This is a genomic window from Candidatus Nebulibacter yamunensis (genome assembly GCF_024208055.1).
Lineage (GTDB): Bacteria > Pseudomonadota > Gammaproteobacteria > Francisellales > Francisellaceae > Caedibacter > Caedibacter lacustris.
The window spans coordinates 34,525-55,381 of sequence record NZ_JAMBMW010000013.1; the positions used below are offsets into that span (position 1 = coordinate 34,525).

Consider the following 20,857-nt stretch of genomic DNA (forward strand, 5'->3'; position numbering starts at 1 on the left):
ATACTATCAGTATATTAAATTGCTTAAAGGTGTATTATGAGACAACGTATTAAAACAATTTTAGAAAATACGCCAACTCCGATGGCAGGTTTGGCATTGGGTATATCAGGCTTAGGTTGGAGTGCTGAAAATGCACTTTCTACTCATCATACTTTGCAGATTACAAGCGCGGGAATAGCATTAATATTGATCCTAGTCGTAGCCAGTAAATTTATGCTCTGGCCACAAAAACTGCTTGCTGACCTATCTCATCCTGTTATTGGTAGCGTTGTCCCTACATTTGCGATGACACTTATGATTATTTCTAATAGTATCGAATATTTCAATCATATTCTAGCTGAAATTGTATGGCTTATTGCAGTGATCATTCATTTGTTATTCTTAGCTACTTTTATCTTTCACAGAGCGAAAGTCTTTGAATTACATCACATGGTACCGTCATGGTTTGTACCACCAGTTGGGATTATTGTTGCTGACGTTGCTTTTCCAGGTGGGGTATTACAGCCATTGGCAATCACTTTGCTTTATTTCGGACTTGTTTGTTATGCAATTTTACTACCTGTAATGCTTTATCGCATTATTTTTTGTCATGAGATACCTGATGCGTCTAAACCAACTATTGCAATTTTTGCTGCACCTGCAAGTTTATCTTTAGCAGGTTACTTGACTGTTATCGAAGATCCTTCGCCAAATGTTGTTATCCTCCTTGTTGGTATTGCAATTCTCATGACTGCTTTAATTTACATTGCATTTATTAAACTCATGACGCTTCCTTTTAGCCCAGGCTTTTCAGCATTTACGTTCCCAATGGCCATTGGCTCAACAGCTTTATTTAAAACAGCACATTGGGCAGAAACCGTTATACATCTTCCACCAGAATACGTTGCCCAAATATATTACCTTGCTGTATTTGAGCTTATTATCGCCACACTTGTTATTGGGTTTGTTGCCCAGCAATATTTGTATCACTTAGTGTTGAAAAAATTCAATATAGGTGCTGTAAACAAGGTGAGCGGGATGAAAAAGAAGATTAACGCTTAGTTGCTAAAAAACTAAACGATTTTGATTTTATGTTATTTACTGATATGCTGATATAACTGCTGTTTGGTTGAGTTTAAATCCTGATGGATTAGTTATTATTTTATAATCTCCAGCTACTACTCCATCTGCTGCTATTGAAGTGATTTCGCCTAAATCTGCTAAAACTTTACCAATGGTTGCAATTGTAAAAGCTCCATATTCTGATTGTAATACTAAGCCATAGTTATTGACTGAATAGATGCGATAACGATTTGTAACTTTATCTTCATTTGTCGCTACTACTGTCTGTGGTTGTGGTAATTTTGCATTTATTACCGGAGCGCTACTAGAGATATGCTTAAGCTTAGCATCAATTTGCTTCATAAGCTCATCACTGACTTTATCTAAGTTTTTTGTCTGCTTTTGGATTTCATCAAGCTTCATCTGTATTTGTTGTAATTGCGTTACCGCCTCAGTATTGCCATTTAGAATCATCTGCTGTAAATCAGCAATTTTAGCATCTGTTGATTTACGCACTTGCTTTGCTTCTGCGTGTATGATGTCAGAGAGTGTATTGCGAATCTCTCCTGCTTGATCCTCAATATGTGTTTGTAAAACCTGTTGGTGTGCTAGGATATCTTTTTGATTCTTAATGATAAATATTTCAAAAATCAAAACACATATCATTGCTCCAATGCAAATAAACACAAGTTTCTTTTGTTGGGTTATCGGTACTTTTTTTGGCTGTTCATCATATATGTTATTGGTTGAATGATTATCCTGTGGTTTTTTATTCCATATTTTAAATAAATTCTTCATAGCATTAACGCGATTTTGTTTTGCAATTGATGTGCTAAGTATATATCACTCACAAACCATTTTGCAGTATTTCTTGTTCTGCCTAGTAATTAATAGTGATTTCTTATTTTTCTTGTTTATACTTTTAAGTTCCATGATTTGGAGAAAAACAACACAAGGATAATGATATGCCAAAATATAACGTTCTTATTCGATTACTGCATACACTTGTTGCGCTAGGAGTGATTTTACAAGTTATCGTTGGCTTTTTCTTTGATGATATGTTCAGTAAGCTTAACCCTGCATTTTTCATGACCATCCATAAATCTATAGGTTTAAGTTTATTTTTACTTGTTGTGTTTTTAATCATTACGCGTATATTTTCCAGTAAAATTCCCTATCCCAAAGAAATGCCCGTCATCCAGCGGATGCTTGCTAAATTGGTGCACTGGGGATTGTATTTGTGTATATTACTCATGTCATTGTCAGGTTTTATAGCATCACAACTCTTTCATAGCAAATGGCAATATTTTTATTGGTTTGATATCCCCAATTTCTTACCGAAAAATCCTGGGCTTGGACGTGAGATTTTTAGCTGGCACCCTTTTATTGCTATGATTTTATTGGTGCTTGTCATTTTGCACATATTAGCTGCACTTTCCCATCAGTTTATTGCTAAAGATAAAATCATGCAAAAAATGTTTTAATCTCTTAAAACCTCGTTGCTAATAAGGTTGATAACGCGTGAAGGTTTTGCTGCAATAAAATTTTGTTGTGGATGAATATAATCTAGCTGATCACCAAAATAATGTTGTACCTTATCATAGGAAGTGGCAGGCGGTTGATTGGATAGATTTGCGCTTGTTGAGATAATCGCGCATCCTAGTGTTATTGTTAGCTCCTTAAGCAGTGGATGATCTGTTAAACGTACCGCAATCGTACCAAAATCACCAGTTAACCAACGGTATTCATGTTTCACTGGTACTACCCATGTCGTTGGTTTATCTTGTCTTTGACTGAGTATTTCTAGCTGTTTTTCATTGAGCTTTTCGGTATCTATTAACGCTAATAAATGTGAAATGTCACCAGATAATACAATAAATCCTTTCTTTAAATCGCGCTGTTTCAACGCTATAACTTTTTCAACAGCCGCTTTTTGAATAATACAACTTAAGCCATAAACAGATTCTGTTGGTAATCCTAACACTTTACCATTTTTAAGCATTACGGCTATCTGTGCTAGGGTTTTATAAAATTTTTCAGTGCCCATGTGTTTTTTCCAAATTTGCCATTTAGGTTCATCAATGCTAACGTTGATTATTCTGATAATCAATATACAGATAAAATCTAGAGTAAAGGGTGTGGGTCTAGCAGGCAATAGATAAGGTCTTGGCAATGACAAGACGCATTTTTTAAAATTTATTCTTGCAATTTTAAGCATCAGCTCAATCTATTGCCAATACGTTTTTTAACCCAAACGCTAAGTGGGGAATTGTTTTATGTTGGAAATGAAGGGCACAACAATTTTGTGTGTGCGTAGAGGCGACGAAGTTGTTGTTGGTGGAGATGGTCAGGCGACATTAGGTAACACAGTTGCTAAGGATAACATTATTAAAGTGAGAAGGCTAAGTAATGGTAAAGTACTAACAGGTTTTGCTGGATCGACAGCAGATGCGTTTACCCTATTTGAAAAATTTGAACAGAAATTGGATTTTTATCAAGGCAATCTTGAACGAGCGTCGGTTGAAATGGTACGTGAATGGCGTTTGGATAGAATGATGAGTAAACTTGAGGCAATGATTATTGTCGCAGATGAAACAAAATCTTTACTGATCTCTGGTTCAGGAGACGTAATGGCTGCTGATGACAAAGGTATTTTGTCTATTGGTTCTGGTGCAGCATTTGCTAAAGCTGCAGCACATGCACTTGTTGATAATACAGATTTACCAGCTTACGAAATTGTGAAAAAGAGTTTAAATATTGCAGCAGATATTTGTATTTATACCAATCATAATTTAACAATTGAAAAATTGCCTAATAAAGCAAAAACATAGTAATTTAAATTTTTAGAGGATAGAAGTTATGTCGCAAATGACTCCAAAAGAAATTGTGAGTGAATTAGATCGATTTATTATCGGTCAAAAAGAGGCTAAGAAAGCAGTTGCCATTGCGCTTAGAAATCGTTGGCGCAGAATGCAGTTAGAAGAAGGGATGCGCCAAGAAGTGACACCCAAAAACATTTTAATGATTGGACCTACAGGGGTTGGGAAAACAGAAATTGCACGGCGCTTAGCAAGGCTTGCTAATGCTCCATTTATCAAAATTGAGGCGACAAAGTTTACTGAAGTAGGTTATGTTGGGAAAGACGTTGATTCTATTATACGGGATTTAGCAGATATTGCTATCAAGATGCTTCGTGAGCAAGAAAAAGCAAAAGTGGCGGTAAGAGCAGAAGAGCTTGCACGAGAGCGAATTTTGGATGCGCTATTGCCATCAGCAAGAGAAAGTAAAGTTGGCTTTGCCAACGAGCCAGTGGAAAGTGATAAAAAAATTGAAAGCACTACAAGGCAGCTGTTTAGAAAAAAGCTAGAAGCAGGTGAGTTGAATGATAAAGAAATAGAAATAGAAATTGCAACACCTACAATTGGTATGGAAATCATGGGACCTCCTGGCATGGAGGATATGACAAATCAACTACAAAGTATTTTTTCATCTATGGGAGGTGATCGTAAAACACGCAGGAAAGTCAAGGTTAAAGATGCGCTTAAATTATTGCAAGATGAAGAAGCTAGTAAGCTTGTTAATGAAGATGATGTTAAGCTTAAAGCGATTGAGGCTGTCGAGCAAAATGGTATTGTCTTTATTGATGAAATTGATAAAGTGTGTAGAAGATCAGATCAACGAGGTGCGGATGTTTCTCGTGAAGGTGTGCAGCGAGATTTATTACCACTGGTTGAAGGTTCAACGGTGTCAACAAAATATGGTATGATTAAGACAGACCATATTCTGTTTATTGGTTCGGGTGCCTTTCATGTTGCAAAACCTTCTGACTTGATTCCTGAATTACAAGGTCGGTTACCGATTCGTGTTGAGTTACGGTCATTAGAGGTTGAAGATTTTTTCCGAATCTTAACGGAGCCTGATTATTCATTGATTAAACAGTACATTGCGCTGTTAGCCACAGAAGGAGTTGAAGTGAGATTTGAGCAAGAAGCAATTGCGCGTATTGCTGAGATTTCCTATCGCGTCAATGAGGAGATAGAAAATATAGGAGCTAGACGCTTACATACTGTGCTTGAGCGTTTATTAGAAGAGATTTCGTTTGATGCTTCTGACCGTATGGAAAAAAATTTTGAGATTAACGCTAGTTATGTAGATGAGAAGCTTGGGGATCTGGTAAAAGATCGGGATTTAAGTCAATATATTTTGTAAAGTTACGTTGTGCCAATTACATAGTGGTGTTGTTATTAGTTTTTTCCCACACTTCAAAGTCAAAACTGCATTCATTTTTATCATCTTGTAGATAATGGCGTTGACCAATACGCTTAAAGAGCTTTTCATCCCATTGTGGAAAAAAAGTATCGGCTTTTTTTATGGTGTTGACTTTAGTAATATACAGTCTATCGACATACGGTAAGAAAGCTTGGTAAATTTCAGCACCGCCAATAATAAAAATTTCATACTGTGGTTTTTCGCGTACTAAATTCAGAAGATCATGGATGTCATGTATCACAGTACAGTTCTCTTGAGTATATTTTTTTTGCCGAGTGAGAATAATATTTTTGCGGTTGGGAAGTGCATGACCAATTGAATCAAAGGTTTTGCGTCCCATGACGATATAATTGTTTTGAGTGAGGACTTTGAAATTCTTTAAGTCATCGGTCAACTTCCATGGCAAGCTGTTTTTAATGCCTATACCTTGGTTTTGATCATAGGCAACAATAATAGATAGCATGATGAGCTAAACTCCCTAAGAATGTAAGAATTAAAGTTGGGTTATTGTAACGAATTTTAGTGGAAGAAGAAAAATTTTTGCACTTAAAATAGTCATAAAAACCTTTGATTTTCAGGTTTTTATGACTTTATAGACATAAAATAAATTATTCAAAAAAGTGCTTGACCGAGTTTGGGAAATCCGTTTTAATATGCGTCATTGGCCAGATAGCTCAGTCGGTAGAGCAGAGGACTGAAAATCCTCGTGTCGGCAGTTCGATTCTGCCTCTGGCCACCATTATCGATATTCGGAGCATAGCGCAGTTTGGTAGCGCATCTGGTTTGGGACCAGAGGGTCGGGGGTTCGAATCCCTCTGCTCCGACCATAGATTGGATACCGTCAATGGTGGAGAGAAAATGCGCCCGTAGCTCATCTGGATAGAGCATCGGCCTTCTAAGCCGAGGGTAGCAGGTTCGAATCCTGCCGGGCGTACCATGAAAAGAGTTTATGGTGGACGTAGCTCAGTTGGTAGAGCCCCGGATTGTGATTCCGGTTGTCGTGGGTTCAAGTCCCATCGTTCACCCCAGATATGCGGACGTGGCGAAATTGGTAGACGCACTGGATTTAGGTTCCAGCGGGTGACCGTGGGAGTTCGAGTCTCCCCGTCCGCACCAAATAATCATCTTAACACTAACCTTAAACCCTTACTTTACAAGGCTTTTCGATTTCATGACGTTTTATAACGTCTTATAGTGACTTACTTTTAATTGTCCCCTGTAGTGTCCCCTGTGCTATAATTTATCAATAAAAATTTCCAAATGTTGAATTTGGGGACACTTATGCAGCTGAATGATAGTAAAATAAAGGGTTTGAAGTATACAGGGAAAGAAAAGCTTTACAGCGATGGTAGAGGTAGCATGCTATATCTTCGTGTAAGGGAGGTTTCAAAATCTTTTCTGTTTAAATACAAGCTTTCAGGAAAGACCTATAAACTTAGTTTAGGGACTTACCCTGATTTGTCCTTAAAAAAAGCAAGAGAAAAAGCAGCAGAGTACAGGGAGTTGCTATCTAATGGAGTTGACCCCAAAACCTATAAAGACAAACAAAAAGCAGAACATGACAAGACGCTTGAGCATATCGCTGCCTATTGGTTAGACGTCAAGAAGAATGAGTTTTCTGCCAGTCGCAATTCACCATGCCATCTAGTTTTCCTTGTACTTTAAGTTTAAGTAATGCTTTCCAGCTGTCATCGCTACAGCTTTTGGGTTGCACTTTCGGTATGCACCATGCAGTCCATGTACCTTCATTTTGTGTTTGTAAACACTGGTTATAACCCTCAACTTGTAAGTAAGCAGGTGGCAGTACCGTTGCTATTTTCATTTGCACATCCTTTTTAATAGTTGAAGTAAGAACATCTTTTTGTGCTAATGTTACATAGGCACGCATGTTGACTTTTTTAGAGATTTGTATCTCTTTATTGTCTTCATTATTATCGCTTGATTGTTCAATTGCAGCATTATCTGTTCTCATGGACATCACTGCTTTATTTGCAAATGGGCTTTCATCTGCATTGTAGTTTATTGAACGGATAAAATAATGACTATTTGTTTTGTTGTTAAATGTATCGACATATTGCTCAATGGATTGATACATCTCAAGCATCATATTTTCTTTAGCTTGGTTAAGCTGATCTTGTGTTGGATTAAAGCTTATAACGTCAACTTTAAATCGACTGTTACTAGAGTTATTACTCTTTAATTCTTTCTGTAAGGTTTTAATTTGTTGATCAGTTAATCTAGCTTGGATTACAAGCTTAATATTTTGAGCACCACTATCGGCTTGTGATTCTTTTAGATCAATTACTTTCCAGTCAATTTTTGGTAGGATAGATGTAAGTCTCTGAATCGCTGATTGCTGAATAATTGAACTATCATCTTGCAACGCGGTAGCGTTAACGGTGATATTAACCAAAGCTGTTGTCGAGCTAACGATCATTTCAGACGTTTTAGTAAAGCTAATACTTGATTCAGGTTGTTCATTACCACTTGCATTGGCATTTGTGCACATCAATATCGTTGTGCTTAATATCATTGCTTTTTTCATTTTTTTAACACCTTGATTATATTGATGTGCTTATCTTAACAAATTTTGATTTTTTGCAACCACCTAAATACAGCATTTTCTTGAAAAATCTACTTCCTTCTATCATACTCACAAAACATAAAGCGCGTTAAAAGGATTTTTAGATGTTTATTAAGAAAATTAAATTATTTACTCTTGTTGCAACACTTATCGGCGTAAGTGCTTGCACCCATAATGAATTTAATGTACTTCATGCCCCTGATGTCAACGCTCAACCTAAAACACCAGGATATTACAATCCTAATGAACATAATTATGCTATGCCACAAAATCAGCAACCTATCATTGAAAACCAATTTTATTGGAAAGACAATCATGACAAAACAGCTGTAGCACCTGATGAATAAGCTATATCAAGTTATTAAAAAGTATAATCATAGACATATGGTCATTCCAATAAATACCCATATTCCTTAATGAGTTCATCAATGGATGCCTATGATCCATATATTTTTCGTTTCTTCAGTACAACACAATCTTGTTCAATTGGATTAAAATTTGGCAAGTAATTTGGTAGAAATAATGCCGTATGACTATTACACTCTAAAGTAGCTTGTATCTCTTTCTTTTTATGAAATGAGGCATTACCCATAATAACCATTGAACCCGGTTTAAGCTTTTTTATCAAATTCTCATCTAACCACTGATTAAACGATTGACTATGGGTTTTGAGCATTTTAGGATGCTATAATGAAGGTTAAGGAATCGTACTGGAAAGAGGGATTGTCTATGCAACAAAATAATAAAGTCACACTCACTATATTCTACACTTATGTTGCGCTATTAAGCTCAACTGATTTGATGCTGTTAACGGGAATGATTTGGTTTTCGTTAAAAGTGACAGGTAGTCCCATGTTGATTGGTATCTTGTTAAGCGTTTCGGTATTTTTACCATTTCTTGCTAAGAAATTTATATACCGCCAAAAACGTGATAAAACCCTGAAAAATATGGCCGTACAAAGAATATTAATCTATGCCATTATCATGTTATCGTCATTAGTATTTTCACAACATGATCTTTTAAATTTAATGATGTGGGGGATATTGTTAGGTCTGTCTAGTTTTATTACGAATTCAACGCTTGAGAAACATAATACGATAATAGCCATGTCAGGAAAACTTAAATATGAAATAGCAGCAAGACTTATGCAAACTATGGTGCAAATAGGAGCGTGTTTAGGTGGAATTTTAATTTATTATTTGAACATTTTGTCGTTTGCACAAGTGATTAGCATCATTTCACTTTTGGCAACAATAAGTCTGTTGATTCTTTGGAAAGGAGAACATGAGCAGCTTCAAGCCTCAGAACACGAAAATAATGAGTCTAACGCTCTAAGCTCAACGGGACAATTTAGTAAATATACTGTGATGTCTTTAGTTGTGCTATCAGTAGGTGTGGGAATGATTGGTTTTCAGATTAGTTCATTTAATATCCTGATGCCTGTTGTATTTCAAAAAGTTTATATTTGGAACGCCGTCTATTTAGGAATAGCTTCTGCAGTAGCAGGTGTAGGATCCTTTTGTGCATCATTAGTTAGAAATCATAGTAAAATCGTTATTATATTTGCAATTATTTTGGCTGTCTGTGATTGGATTGCAGGATTGGCAGGCACTTTAGCTATTGTCATGGTTGCATGTTTTTTCATAGGATTTTCAATGAACTATTGCCGCATAGCCTTACGACAAGAACTGATGAAACTTCCAACAAACTCATCTGAGGCAGAAAAGATTGCTTCTTTTTCGACTGCAACATATATGTGTTTTCAAGGTGTATCACCGATTCTTGTTGCATTGATACTTTCTGCATTAAATGCCAATGACATCATTGCTTCTTATTTATTTGGTGTGATTGGTATTGTGGTCATGCTTGTAATTATATTATCTGTTTCATCCAAAACATTACTATTGGAATTGTATAATGAAGGAGCTAAAAATGCGTAATAACAATATTTTAATAGTAGATCCATTTTCGACGGGTGCGTTGTATGCAGATGCATTCACTGCACAAGGCTACGATGTATATTGTTTAATTTCCAATGAACAAGTACCAGCATATCTTATAGGTACACTAGACAAGGCAAAATATAAGCACTTATTCTACAGTTATGAGGAATGCGTTCGTTTTTTCAGCCAGCATGGTTTATATATTGCAGTTGCGGGTGGTGAAACGGGTGTTTATTTTGCCGACAAACTCAATTCATTATTCAAAATTAATGCCAATCAAGCTTCAAGCTCATCCATTAGAAGAGATAAATACTTGATGCAAATAGCATTGAAAGAAAATGATCTACGCCATATATGCTCCTACGAAATCCTGTCTCAAGATCAAGATCTCACTAAGTTTTTAAAATACAGTTCAATTAACAGTATAAATAAATGGATAATCAAACCACTTAACTCAGCTGGTTCAGATGGAGTGATTTCGTTTGATAGCGTTGAACATATCTATGCTTATTTGGCACAATATAATTGGCAGCGGGACACCGCTATTGGAGAGAAGTGTCGAGGGTTGGTATTACAAGAATTTATTGCAGGGGATGAATATGTGGTGGATTTGGTCAAAAGTGAGAGTAAGTATTTCATCGCATCGCTTTGCAAATATACTAAAGTGGGAGAAACAGGTCTAGTCTATCACTGCTTGGATATAATTGACCCATCGGATACGAAATATAATGATTTAGTACAATATGCCATTGAATGTGCTAATGCACTAGAGTTAGTAAAAGGTCCTATGCATATGGAGTTTATGAAAGATGATAAAGGATTTGTTATGATCGAAGCAGGTGCAAGATTGCACGGGGGTGTCGCACCTAGCTTTTTAAAATCATGCTATGAACCGCATTTGCTTGCATATGCCGTTGACAGTTTTTTAGGCAAAATGTTTGATTGTACTTATGCGACTAAACTACGTGAAGGAAGAATCGTTTTTTTACATGTTGATAGCGATGGGATTATGCCAATGTTTGAGGCGCAATATCTACCTAAACTCGAAAGCTTAACAAGTTATCAAGGGCATAAATGGTTTGTTCCAGAAGGAAAGCCTATTCCCAAAACAAAGAGCTTATTTGACTGCCCTGGTATTATTTGGCTTGCGCATAAAGATATTAATATCGTTAATGAGGATGAAAAAACAATACGAGATATGTTTTGTTTTAACAGTGTGACCATATAAGTTAACTAGAGTTAGAAAATAATTGTTATGATAGTATTACAAAAATGGGAGAGAACACTTTCAAATCGGTATTTTAAGTAATATGTTGACACCATTTGCTACAGGTCTAGTAAAGACTCACAGACTTATTAAAATTACCCCTATTAAATAAATAAGATTGCTGATGTTATTACCATTTCAGAAAGGAAAAATTAGTTTAATTACGCTATAATACGTAACATGATTTTTTATCACTAGCACAGGCAAAAGATGGAAGTTAAGTGTAGTGCATTCCCATATCCAAAAGAAAATGGTGGTGTTTTATTAATTGCTCTTATTGTCGTTGCTGTTGTGTCTATCCTGTCAGGTTCTATCCTTTATATGATTAAAATTAATGTAGTGCAAAATCGCGCAATTGAGAACGATCATAATGTCAGAAATACAGCATATTTATCTTTGAAATTTTCGTTAGCAACGAATGATTATCTATATACCAATATCCCTCCTGCAACTATTATTAGTAACTATAGCGCGGGTAATACAGAAGCCACTGTAACGAATACTGCTAAAAGCATTATCCCAGATAGCTTTGCCTTAAATAACGCCTCAGCTATGTTACAATATGATGTTAAGATGGACGTTACAACTCAAGCACAACATCAAGTAAGCTACCAAGCAATTGTTAACGCACCTAGCGAATATAGACAGATAAATGACTTAGTTCCTCAAGTAATACAAAATGTTAATATTCCCGTTGTAAACTTGACACAATTAAATAACAGGCAGAAAAATGCTAGTAATTCGATAAGTGTTGGTCCAGCAGGCTATATTGGAGCACTAACCGTTGATAATTCAGGTAGTGTACTAGGTGTTGGTAAAGAAGTTGTTTATTTTCCTTTTCCAACTACCACACCCGCAAGTTTTGCTTTGAAATTTCCTAACGACAATTCTTATCAATTAGAACAAGGTTGGCGTTTGGAAGATGGAGAATGGTATTGGAGTTTACTTATTTATGATGTAAGCGCAACGAATGTATGGCAAACTGAGATTACTTTATCTAGCTTAAAAAACCTTGCTACAGTCGATACATTTTCAACTTTACAATGGCATGAGATTATAAGTCAGTGGGATTTAGCGCCAGCAGAATATAATTTTCTTTTACAATATCCTAAAGGTAGTTATGTAACATTTGATGAGCAAATTTTTGTTTCCCTTCAGCCTATCAATACAGGAGTTAATGAGAATCCTTATAATAATCCAAATGATTGGCGGTTAGTGATTCCTGGAAATACTTATCCACAATGGAATACCAATGTGAATTATTATAAAGGGGATATTGTTACTTATAGTGGAATTAGATATGTAGCAACTAGTGATAATGATGTCAATCAAACGCCCCCTCCTAGTAACCGTTGGGAAGTGGCACAATTTAATGCAACTCCGTGGCAAGGACAAGTATACGATCCAGGTGAGTTTGTTACTTATAGTGGGTTGACCTTTGTTAATGTTCAAAAAAGCGGTAAAAATAGCAATCCATTTGATCAACCTGTTCGTTGGCGAATTGTAATTCAGAATAATAATCCATTGCCTTACAATGAAAATATATTTTATACCAAGGGTTTACGTATCAGTTATGATAATCAAGTTTTTGTGAATCTTAACTCTACTAGTAACAATCCTTATCAGAACAATCAAAATTGGTGGCGCATTTTTATTCCTGAAAATACAGCGCCCTCTTATAACAGTAATGTACGTTACTATAAAGGTGATACGATTATATTCATGGGGACAATATATTTTGCTGATATCAATTATAATAGCTCTATTAATCCTGGTGATCCTCCCCCAGGTAACGGTTGGACAAGTTTGCCTTAAGGAAGTTTTATGATTAAGCATATATTATATAGGAAGGCAGTATGGGTAGTGGCGTTAATTTTCAGTATGAATCGTATTTACTCAGCAATGTTACCTGCAGAAGAAACGATCATAGCTGCAAAACTCATTAATGCTCAAGATAATATTTATAGTATTGTATTAACAAAAGACTTATCTAATCAAATTGGTACTTGGTTATATGATAGTGTTGGTAATCAAGTCAGCCTTGAATATAACCTTGGAACATTCGTTAATATAAGTAATGCCTATATTTTACTAATTGACATAAACAGTAATCAAAATACACAACATGTATTATTGTTTTTATCTAGTGTCACTCAACTAGAAAAACTTTTACAAATAAACTTTAGTACAACGACTTTTGGGGTTGATTCATCTGTAGATATTACGCCAGGATCATTCCCTAGAGCACGAATGACTTATATGCCTTTGGTTATTCCTAATGGTACGGCAAATGCTTTTTTGGTATTACCTTATCAAAATAGTATTGATATTTATCTATATACACCTAGCTCAGGAACGTTAGAATTTGTCAGACAGATAAATTTTAGCGGAGAGACCATTAAGCGAATACTACCATTTAAAGGTTTCATCATTGTAATTTCTGAAGACGACACAACCCCCCCAATGGGTTCTGCACATTTTATTGCATTAGCTGTGGATACAGAGTTTGCGACATTTAATTTGGCAACAACGGCTGGAGTATATATTAGCTATGATCGAACACAGCAAAGGACTTTGCTAAAAACGACAGCTGATAGCGTTGGTATTGAAATTCAAAATGCACCTATGCCTTATGGTGTGATAGGCATGCAAATGGTTTAAAATTAGATCGAATTCTCAAATTGTTTCTATATCTAGAGTGTATTATAATGCCGGCACTCGGGGCGTAGCGCAGATTGGTAGCGCGTTAGCATGGGGTGCTAGAGGTCGTGGGTTCAAATCCCGCCGTCCCGACCAGTTATTTCTACAGCTGGACTTAGAGTGTGTCGTAAAACTTAGTTATTTTAGTTTAACACAAGGAAAATTCATATTAAGCTATAACTTAAATATAAATTAATGAGAAGCAAAACGTTGAGCTTGGTGTGTTATTTGATCAAGTTGACAGTTTTATGACAAACTCTTAGGTTAATCAATAACGTTAACACCATTTGTTTCATTAGCGATTAATAAAACGTCTGCTGGATGAACTGCAAAAATACCATTACAAACAACGCCTGTAATTTGGTTGATTCGTTGCTCAATACGCAAAGGATTATCGATCATAAAGTTATGAATATCAAGAATAATGTTACCGTTATCAGTGATCACACCTTCTCTATATACAGGTTGCCCACCAATTTTCATTAATTCTTTGGCGACATAGCTACGCGCCATTGGAATAACTTCAACAGCTAAAGGAAATTTGCCCAACTGAGTGACGAGTTTACTTTGATCAATGATGCATACAAATTTATTACTGGCTACACGGCAAATTTTTTCGCGTGTTAAAGCTGCACCTCCACCTTTAATAAGCTCACGATGTTTATTTGCCTCATCGGCACCATCAATGTAAATGTCAACCTTGCTTGGATAGTTTAAATCAACGACTTCAAATCCATATGCTTTTAACTTTGAAGTAGTTGACTCAGAACTTGAAACAATCATTTCTACCTTTGCTTTGGCTTTAACCAGTTCATCGATGAAAAAATTAACTGTTGAGCCTGTACCAATACCAACCACCATACCTGGTTTGATGTATTCGATAGCAGCTTGAGCAGCACGTTGTTTTAATTCGTTTTGGTTCACTTTTTTGTTAAAAAACATAGTTTATATTATAAGCCAATATTTATGGTAGTTATTGTGGCATAGTTTAAGTTATGCAACAATTTCTTTAGCATGGCTTTTGTAGAATTTAGTTGACGTAAGAACAAGCATAGAGCAAGTAATTATTTTACCTGCACAAACGTTTAAAGTTACGTATGGCCAAAATGCTTTATGGTGTTGATCAATAGTAATGGTGTTTTCTAAGTACTTATTTTAAAATTATTGCAATTTAAGCCAATCAGTATTTCTTCATGATTTCGACAAAAGTACTTACAATACGAGCAATTTATCTTAAAAAAATTCGTCAGTATTTTGAGCAAAAGCATGTTTTAGAGGTGGAGACGCCATTATCTTATCCTTATCCTGTAACGGATCCATATATTGATGCTTTTACTATCGAGACGCAATCAGGAATTCGTTTTTTGCAAACTTCCCCTGAATATGCAATGAAGCGTTTATTGGCAAATAGCTGTGGTAGCATTTACCAAATATGTAAAGCCTTTCGCAATGATCCAAAAGCACAATACCATAATCATGAATTTACGATGCTTGAGTGGTATAGAGTGGGCTTGGATGATGAGAAGTTAAGGCAAGAAATAATGGAAATGTTGTTGTTGCTTAAACCTAACGCTGTGATTCATAGCTTAAGTTATGGTGAAGTATTTATGAAGGTGTTAGATATAAATCCACATCAAGCACCTCAAGATCAATTACAAACGTTGGTCAAAGAAAAAATTGGAGACATCGTTGGTTTGGCTTCTCCCAATATGTTTGAATGCTTAGACTTATTGTTTAGTCATTGTATTGAACCGTGGCTTACACAATTTCAATTTGTGTTTATTTATAATTACCCAAAGATGCAAGCAGCACTTGCACGTGTGATGCCCGATAACTCAGGAGAGCTTGTTGCAAAGCGTTTTGAGCTTTTTTACCAAGGTGTCGAACTTGCCAATGGTTATTATGAATTAACAAATTATCAGGAGCAAAAGCGGCGCTTTGAAAATGATTTAAAGTCACGTGCAACGCTAGGAAAAATAGCAGTTCCCATCGACAATGATCTTCTTATGTGTTTAGATAATATTCCAGAGTGTTCTGGTGTAGCGCTTGGCTTAGATCGTTTGATCATGTGCTTGGAAGGGTTTAAGCGAATTGATGAGGTATTATATTGTTGATTATTATAACGTTGAGATCATAAGCAATCAAATATAGGCTATGTAAAAGCATAGTGTTTATTAAGTCGTATAACAAATTTAGAGTAGATAATATGAATAAACTAGAGCAGTTAAAGAAAATGACAAAAGTGGTTGCTGATACGGGTGACTTTGCTCAAATTGAGCAATATCAACCTGTAGATGCAACGACAAATCCAAGCCTATTACTCAATGCCGCTAAAATGTCTGAATATGCTTATGTCATTGATAAAGCACTTGCTAAAAGCAAGCATTTGTCGGGCAGATTACGCGTTGAAGAGGCAATGCTTGATCTGGCAGTTGGCTTTGGCGTTGAAATTTTAAAAATCATTCCAGGGCGTATCTCAACAGAAGTTGATGCGCGTTTATCTTTCGATAAGGAAGCAACGATTGAATATGCACAAAAGTTGGTGGCTAAGTATGCTGAGTATGGCATTGATAAGTCACGTGTTTTGATTAAAGTTGCTTCAACTTGGGAGGGGATTAAGGCAGCTGAAGTGCTAGAGCAAAAAGGTATTAATTGTAATTTGACCTTGATGTTTAATATCGTGCAAGCAATTGCTTGTGCGCAGGCAAAAGTCTTTTTGATTTCACCATTTGTGGGTCGTATTACCGATTGGTACATGAAAGAGCAAGCTACAGTAAACTTTCCAGATGTCAGTGAGGATAATGGCGTATTGTCTGTCAAAGAGATCTATAAACATTATAAGCTTCATGGCTATAAAACAATTATAATGGGAGCAAGTTTTAGACATATTGCTCAAGTGGAGGCTTTAGCAGGTTGTGATGCATTGACAATTGCCCCTAGTTTATTGCAACAATTGCAGCAAGATAATGGTGAACTAATACGCCATTTGTCTCCTGTTGAGCTCGCAAAAGAGTCAGATTATAAAATAAGCGAGGGGGATTTTAGGTGGATGATGAATGAAAGCCCAATGGCAACAGAAAAGCTTGCCGAAGGTATCCGTAAATTTGCGATTGATACGGTTAAGCTAGAGAAACTCATTGAGAATAAATTAGGACTTTAAGTTATGTCTAAGTCTTTATCGGTTAAAGTTGGCAACATTATCATTGGCGGGGGCGCGCCAGTTGTGGTTCAGTCGATGACAGATACAGCAACAGCAGACGTTGAAAAAACAGTTGCCCAAGTGTTGGCGCTCTACCATGCGGGTAGTGAACTGGTACGCATTACAGTTAATGATGATGAGGCAGCGCAAGCCGTTCCAGAAATTAAAAGGCAGCTATTAAAGCGTGATTGCGATGTGCCGTTGATAGGGGATTTTCATTATAATGGTCACAAGTTATTAGGAGACTTTCCAGAATGTGCTAAAGCGCTTGATAAATACCGAATTAACCCAGGCAACGTTGGATTTGGACGTAAAAAAGATACTCAATTTGCTGAAATTATTCAAAAAGCAATTGAGTATGATAAACCTGTGCGCATAGGAGTGAATTGGGGAAGTTTAGATCAAGTCTTGCTTGCTAAACTGATGGATCAAAACAGTCAATTAAAAGTGCCACTGTCATCGCGTGAGATTATGCACAAAGCTTTAATTGAATCGGCTTTACAAAGTGCAGAGTATGCACAAGAGCTGGGCTTGGCACCAAATAAAATTATTGTTTCATGTAAAGTCAGCGATGTTCAAGATTTGATTGAAGTTTATCAAAAGTTAGCAAGAAAATGCCGATACCCATTACATTTGGGATTAACTGAAGCGGGGATGGGAATTAAAGGTATAGTTGCCAGTAGTGTGAGCTTAGGTTATCTATTACAGCAAAATATTGGTGATACGATTCGAGTGTCTTTAACACCTGAACCAGGTGCACCTCGCACAAATGAGGTAAAAGTTTGTCGTGAGATTCTGCAAACAATCGGGCTACGTACTTTTACTCCTACAGTTTCATCTTGCCCTGGATGTGGACGCACAACCAGTAGCTTTTTTAGAGAGCTTGCTAACGATATTCAAAATTATTTAACAAACCAGATGCCTGTATGGAAAAATCATTATATTGGTGTTGAAAACATGAAAGTTGCGGTGATGGGTTGTATTGTCAATGGTCCAGGTGAGAGTAAGCACGCTAATATTGGCATAAGCTTACCTGGAACAGGAGAAGCACCTGTGGCACCTGTTTTTATTGATGGCAAAAAAGTACATACGTTACGAGGCAAGCATATCGCTCAGGAGTTTATGGCGATTGTTGATAAATATGTAAAAGAAAAGTACAGTGCTTAAAGAAAGCATTTGTATTGATATTACAGGTAGAAACCATATTGTAGTATTTAAAACTCTTTAATCATTGGAGCGGTTACGTTTGACCAACAACCTGTCCATCAAGGATTACGGCTTTGTACATTATTTTCTGCCAATTTAAGGCAATCCACATTTATTTTATCAAACTTAGCAGAAGCATATTTTTTACAATTTTTTTAGTTTACGGCATTTATTGCTCAAATGTACATGTTGGAGCATTACTCGTTTGTAATATAAACGTTGCAAATCGCTCACCATACAATTCTGCAGTGCGAAGATCTCCAGAGTTTTCTATTCTGCACTGTTCAGACTGTGCCATTGCCCCTATATTAGAGCCAAACCTATTAATACAATCAACATCACCCTGATTGTATTGTGATTCAGATGATTGATTACTAATTCCCAGCGATATCCAGTTCATTTTATGCTGGCAGGCAAAAATAAATAAGGTCATTAATGTATTAAGCTTATCGCCATTAGTGCTATTTGAGCTAGTAAAACCACCGGCGAATTTATCTTTCCAAGCACTTACCGCCCAACGAGATGAACTTTTGTCCATAAACTGTTTGAAGCCACCAGAAACAGTTCCCATATAAGTGGGTGAGCCAAATAAAATGCCATCATATTGATCCAATACTTCAACATTTGTATTTGCATCAGCAAACACCATATCCACATCCTTAATATGTTTTAATACGCCTTTTTTAACAGCTTCTGCCATTGCTTTGGTTGTGCCATATGAACTGCTGTACACGATTGCGATTTTCATTTATTTCTCCCTTGGTTATTGATTAAAGCAAATCATCAATTCTTTATGTAATTTTAAATTTGTCATATAGATGGTCGTCAAATATAGCATAATATTATGTATGCGCTTGCTCACTCTTTGTTTTACATACAGAACTAATAAATTGTTCTATCCAGATAATTGGAATAATTATTAATGGAGCTGCACTGCATACTAACCATAGCGTATAAATATTGCTTATTGCTATGATCCAAGATCCAATACTGGCATAACACAGAAGAACCGCACTGATGGTCATCTGGTACCATATCATATATTCTGCTTGTCTTTGCATGGGTTTACTTAATTTTGCAACATCCGAAAGTAAAATAGGCCAAAAAAGAATATCACCTAAACAAATCAAGCCATAGGCTAACCATAGAAACGTTATATGAGATAATCCACTGTAAAGCAGTAAAAAGCCACTACTAAAAACAATGACTCCAAGTATTAAAGAAACATGATTTGGATAGTTGTTTAGTGCGTTCACTAAATAAACCTCTAAACCCAAAATAAATACAAAATCACTTGCAAGAATCAAGCCAAACTGTGATTTAGATAATCCTAAATACTCAACGTAATATATAGGAATAAATGCGACTGTTTGAAAAAATGCAAACGAGAAAATAGCAAGTTTTAATAAAATCAATAAAAAAGATTTGTTTAATAATGGATGTTTTTCTTGTGCTAAGCTCGTTTTTTCATCAGCACCCTGTGAGTTTGAAATGTAATCCCGTTTTATAAGTAAAAATATACTGACCAATATACTGATTGAAGCAAAGAAAATTGCCATTAAGAGATAGGATATATCAGCCATTAACCCGCCGATTAAAATACCAATGGTTCCCCCTGTACTAATGCATACTCGGTACAATGCGTAAGCATTTTTTCTGATTAATTCATCCTCTATTTTTGCTAACCGGTATTGAAATGCCGGTCTATAGAAGGCTCCAAAAACACCAATGAAAAAGAAATAGCACAGTATGATTAGCGTGTGATTAGACAAAAATATTGTGCCAAAATTTAGAATTGAAAGACTTGAAAATGAAATGATGACTACCATAGTTGGCTGAAATAATTTAAGCAATTTACCAGTGAGTTTTGTACCTATAATTGATCCAGCTCCAGATGCACTTAAAGCATAACCAATATCAATAATGTTAACTTTGACATATTGCTGCAGAAATAATGAATAAAATGAACTATATGCATTACCAATGTAAGCAAATCCAAAAACGAAGATTAATATTAATATATCTTTTGGGATTAGTTTGAAAGCTTTTTGATAGGATTTAATCATGCAGTACCTCTATAACGTCAGTTCGGCATAAATGTTTACAATACGAGCAATTCATTGATCTTTTTAACCCGCAAACTTGGTTTCTTAGATTGAAAGCAGTAAGCAATCAAGCCACAAAACAAATTTGCCATAAAATTCCAAATTGAGCGGTGCCTTTGTACGTTTAATTTGAACTGAAATATCATTGCTCTTGAGTCATAAATTTGCTTTGACCGATTAGCATTCTATGTGCATAACAGCCATAATTGGCATCAAACTGTGAAAAAAACGCATGCCTTGTTTCATCAACAGACAATAAAGTTGGGGATTTAAGAAAACGGCTAAGCGCTTTTCGTATTGCAAGATCCGTTGCTGGAAGCTCGTTAAACATGCGTAAACCCTTCAACATGAACCACGAGAGAGTCCACTGACCTATACCTTTAATCGACAGCAAAGCTTCGGAAATGGTTTTAGTCGTATGCGCTGAAAATGTATTGTTCTTTGCTAAAAGCTCACTGACACCAATAATGGCATGTTTCTTATTACCACTTATCTTAAAGGTTTCAAGCGTAGATACCTTCGCCAAAAGCGTATCCGGCTCG

22 protein-coding genes, 6 tRNA genes and 1 pseudogene are annotated in these 20,857 nt (G+C 36.0%); 19 read left to right on the forward strand and 10 right to left on the reverse strand.

Annotated elements, in window-relative coordinates; genetic code table 11:
- The first annotated feature begins 36 nt into the window (after positions 1-36).
- Positions 37-1,041, forward strand: a complete 1,005-nt coding sequence (locus M1V25_RS06835) for a TDT family transporter (protein ID WP_498842797.1) — start codon at positions 37-39, stop codon at positions 1,039-1,041.
- A gap of 36 nt (positions 1,042-1,077) precedes the next feature.
- Here M1V25_RS06835 and M1V25_RS06840 read toward each other — a convergent pair whose 3' ends face one another.
- Complete coding sequence (locus tag M1V25_RS06840) at positions 1,078-1,839, reverse strand: hypothetical protein (protein WP_116964331.1); 762 nt, start codon at positions 1,837-1,839, stop codon at positions 1,078-1,080.
- Positions 1,840-2,006: 167 nt separating this feature from the next.
- Between M1V25_RS06840 and M1V25_RS06845 the strand changes: the two genes are divergently transcribed.
- Positions 2,007-2,525 (forward strand): cytochrome b, encoded by a 519-nt coding sequence (locus M1V25_RS06845; RefSeq protein WP_498842798.1) that lies wholly within the window; start codon positions 2,007-2,009, stop codon positions 2,523-2,525.
- On the opposite strand, the gene M1V25_RS06850 is transcribed toward M1V25_RS06845, so the two are convergent.
- Positions 2,522-3,088, reverse strand: coding sequence for an L-threonylcarbamoyladenylate synthase (locus tag M1V25_RS06850; protein WP_498842799.1), 567 nt, complete (start codon positions 3,086-3,088; stop codon positions 2,522-2,524). The genes M1V25_RS06845 and M1V25_RS06850 overlap by 4 nt on opposite strands.
- 229 nt (positions 3,089-3,317) lie before the next feature.
- Between M1V25_RS06850 and hslV the strand changes: the two genes are divergently transcribed.
- Both hslV and hslU read left to right on the forward strand, forming a co-directional pair.
- Positions 3,318-3,872, forward strand: coding sequence for an ATP-dependent protease subunit HslV (gene hslV, locus M1V25_RS06855; protein WP_116964334.1), 555 nt, complete (start codon positions 3,318-3,320; stop codon positions 3,870-3,872).
- Between the two features lie 28 nt (positions 3,873-3,900).
- Positions 3,901-5,250: an ATP-dependent protease ATPase subunit HslU gene (gene hslU, locus M1V25_RS06860; protein ID WP_116964335.1), complete on the forward strand. Its 1,350-nt coding sequence runs from the start codon at positions 3,901-3,903 to the stop codon at positions 5,248-5,250.
- A 16-nt stretch (positions 5,251-5,266) separates the two neighbouring features.
- Here the strand turns inward: hslU and M1V25_RS06865 are convergent, their stop codons facing one another.
- Positions 5,267-5,773, reverse strand: a complete 507-nt coding sequence (locus M1V25_RS06865) for a dihydrofolate reductase (RefSeq protein ID WP_116964336.1) — start codon at positions 5,771-5,773, stop codon at positions 5,267-5,269.
- 200 nt (positions 5,774-5,973) lie between these two features.
- Here M1V25_RS06865 and M1V25_RS06870 point away from each other — a divergent pair.
- From M1V25_RS06870 to M1V25_RS06895, 6 genes are all read left to right on the forward strand, one after another.
- A tRNA-Phe gene (locus tag M1V25_RS06870) sits at positions 5,974-6,049 on the forward strand.
- An 11-nt stretch (positions 6,050-6,060) separates the two neighbouring features.
- A tRNA-Pro gene (locus M1V25_RS06875) sits at positions 6,061-6,137 on the forward strand.
- A 33-nt stretch (positions 6,138-6,170) separates the two neighbouring features.
- Positions 6,171-6,247 (forward strand) — tRNA-Arg (locus M1V25_RS06880).
- Positions 6,248-6,262: 15 nt separating this feature from the next.
- Positions 6,263-6,338 (forward strand) — tRNA-His (locus tag M1V25_RS06885).
- A gap of 5 nt (positions 6,339-6,343) precedes the next feature.
- Positions 6,344-6,426, forward strand: a tRNA-Leu gene (locus M1V25_RS06890).
- 165 nt (positions 6,427-6,591) lie between these two features.
- Positions 6,592-6,975, forward strand: a complete 384-nt coding sequence (locus M1V25_RS06895) for an Arm DNA-binding domain-containing protein (protein ID WP_498842800.1) — start codon at positions 6,592-6,594, stop codon at positions 6,973-6,975.
- On the opposite strand, the gene M1V25_RS06900 is transcribed toward M1V25_RS06895, so the two are convergent.
- Positions 6,911-7,855, reverse strand: a complete 945-nt coding sequence (locus tag M1V25_RS06900) for a hypothetical protein (protein WP_498842801.1) — start codon at positions 7,853-7,855, stop codon at positions 6,911-6,913. The two genes, M1V25_RS06895 and M1V25_RS06900, sit on opposite strands and share 65 nt — an antisense overlap.
- A 143-nt stretch (positions 7,856-7,998) precedes the next feature.
- Here M1V25_RS06900 and M1V25_RS06905 point away from each other — a divergent pair, with 143 nt between their 5' ends.
- The gene (locus M1V25_RS06905) at positions 7,999-8,241 is read left to right on the forward strand and encodes a hypothetical protein (protein WP_116964355.1); all 243 of its coding nucleotides are present in this window, start codon (positions 7,999-8,001) and stop codon (positions 8,239-8,241) included.
- Positions 8,242-8,330: 89 nt separating this feature from the next.
- Here M1V25_RS06905 and M1V25_RS06910 read toward each other — a convergent pair whose 3' ends face one another.
- Complete coding sequence (locus M1V25_RS06910; RefSeq protein ID WP_498842802.1) at positions 8,331-8,570, reverse strand: transposase; 240 nt, start codon at positions 8,568-8,570, stop codon at positions 8,331-8,333.
- A gap of 14 nt (positions 8,571-8,584) precedes the next feature.
- On the opposite strand from M1V25_RS06910, the gene M1V25_RS06915 reads away from it, so the two are divergent.
- The 5 genes from M1V25_RS06915 to M1V25_RS06935 all read left to right on the forward strand — a co-directional run bounded on the left by M1V25_RS06915 (position 8,585) and on the right by M1V25_RS06935 (position 13,901).
- Positions 8,585-9,835 (forward strand): MFS transporter, encoded by a 1,251-nt coding sequence (locus M1V25_RS06915; protein ID WP_498842803.1) that lies wholly within the window; start codon positions 8,585-8,587, stop codon positions 9,833-9,835.
- Positions 9,828-11,066, forward strand: coding sequence for an ATP-grasp domain-containing protein (locus M1V25_RS06920; RefSeq protein ID WP_498842804.1), 1,239 nt, complete (start codon positions 9,828-9,830; stop codon positions 11,064-11,066). Before M1V25_RS06915 ends, M1V25_RS06920 begins: the two co-directional genes overlap by 8 nt.
- 249 nt (positions 11,067-11,315) lie before the next feature.
- Positions 11,316-12,920, forward strand: a complete 1,605-nt coding sequence (locus M1V25_RS06925) for a hypothetical protein (protein ID WP_498842805.1) — start codon at positions 11,316-11,318, stop codon at positions 12,918-12,920.
- A 9-nt stretch (positions 12,921-12,929) separates the two neighbouring features.
- The gene (locus M1V25_RS06930; RefSeq protein ID WP_498842806.1) at positions 12,930-13,766 is read left to right on the forward strand and encodes a hypothetical protein; all 837 of its coding nucleotides are present in this window, start codon (positions 12,930-12,932) and stop codon (positions 13,764-13,766) included.
- Positions 13,767-13,824: 58 nt separating this feature from the next.
- Positions 13,825-13,901 (forward strand) — tRNA-Pro (locus tag M1V25_RS06935).
- Positions 13,902-14,069: 168 nt separating this feature from the next.
- Here M1V25_RS06935 and rpiA read toward each other — a convergent pair.
- Positions 14,070-14,747, reverse strand: a complete 678-nt coding sequence (gene rpiA, locus M1V25_RS06940; protein ID WP_116964361.1) for a ribose-5-phosphate isomerase RpiA — start codon at positions 14,745-14,747, stop codon at positions 14,070-14,072.
- Positions 14,748-15,001: 254 nt separating this feature from the next.
- Here rpiA and epmA point away from each other — a divergent pair, with 254 nt between their 5' ends.
- The 3 genes from epmA to ispG all read left to right on the forward strand — a co-directional run bounded on the left by epmA (position 15,002) and on the right by ispG (position 18,171).
- Positions 15,002-15,919 (forward strand): EF-P lysine aminoacylase EpmA, encoded by a 918-nt coding sequence (gene epmA, locus M1V25_RS06945; RefSeq protein WP_498842811.1) that lies wholly within the window; start codon positions 15,002-15,004, stop codon positions 15,917-15,919.
- Between the two features lie 92 nt (positions 15,920-16,011).
- Positions 16,012-16,965 (forward strand): transaldolase, encoded by a 954-nt coding sequence (gene tal, locus M1V25_RS06950; RefSeq protein WP_116964362.1) that lies wholly within the window; start codon positions 16,012-16,014, stop codon positions 16,963-16,965.
- 3 nt (positions 16,966-16,968) lie between these two features.
- Positions 16,969-18,171 (forward strand): flavodoxin-dependent (E)-4-hydroxy-3-methylbut-2-enyl-diphosphate synthase, encoded by a 1,203-nt coding sequence (ispG, locus tag M1V25_RS06955; RefSeq protein WP_116964363.1) that lies wholly within the window; start codon positions 16,969-16,971, stop codon positions 18,169-18,171.
- 208 nt (positions 18,172-18,379) lie between these two features.
- Here the strand turns inward: ispG and M1V25_RS06960 are convergent, their stop codons facing one another.
- From M1V25_RS06960 to M1V25_RS06975, 4 genes and pseudogenes are all read right to left on the reverse strand, one after another.
- Complete coding sequence (locus tag M1V25_RS06960; protein ID WP_498842807.1) at positions 18,380-18,958, reverse strand: flavodoxin family protein; 579 nt, start codon at positions 18,956-18,958, stop codon at positions 18,380-18,382.
- A 94-nt stretch (positions 18,959-19,052) separates the two neighbouring features.
- Positions 19,053-20,276: an MFS transporter gene (locus M1V25_RS06965; RefSeq protein ID WP_498842808.1), complete on the reverse strand. Its 1,224-nt coding sequence runs from the start codon at positions 20,274-20,276 to the stop codon at positions 19,053-19,055.
- A gap of 35 nt (positions 20,277-20,311) precedes the next feature.
- Positions 20,312-20,431 (reverse strand): annotated as a pseudogene (locus tag M1V25_RS06970) (IS982 family transposase); the annotation flags it as partial.
- A gap of 26 nt (positions 20,432-20,457) precedes the next feature.
- On the reverse strand, positions 20,458-20,857 hold a 400-nt coding region (locus tag M1V25_RS06975; protein ID WP_498842809.1), incomplete at its 5' end, for a DNA glycosylase family protein.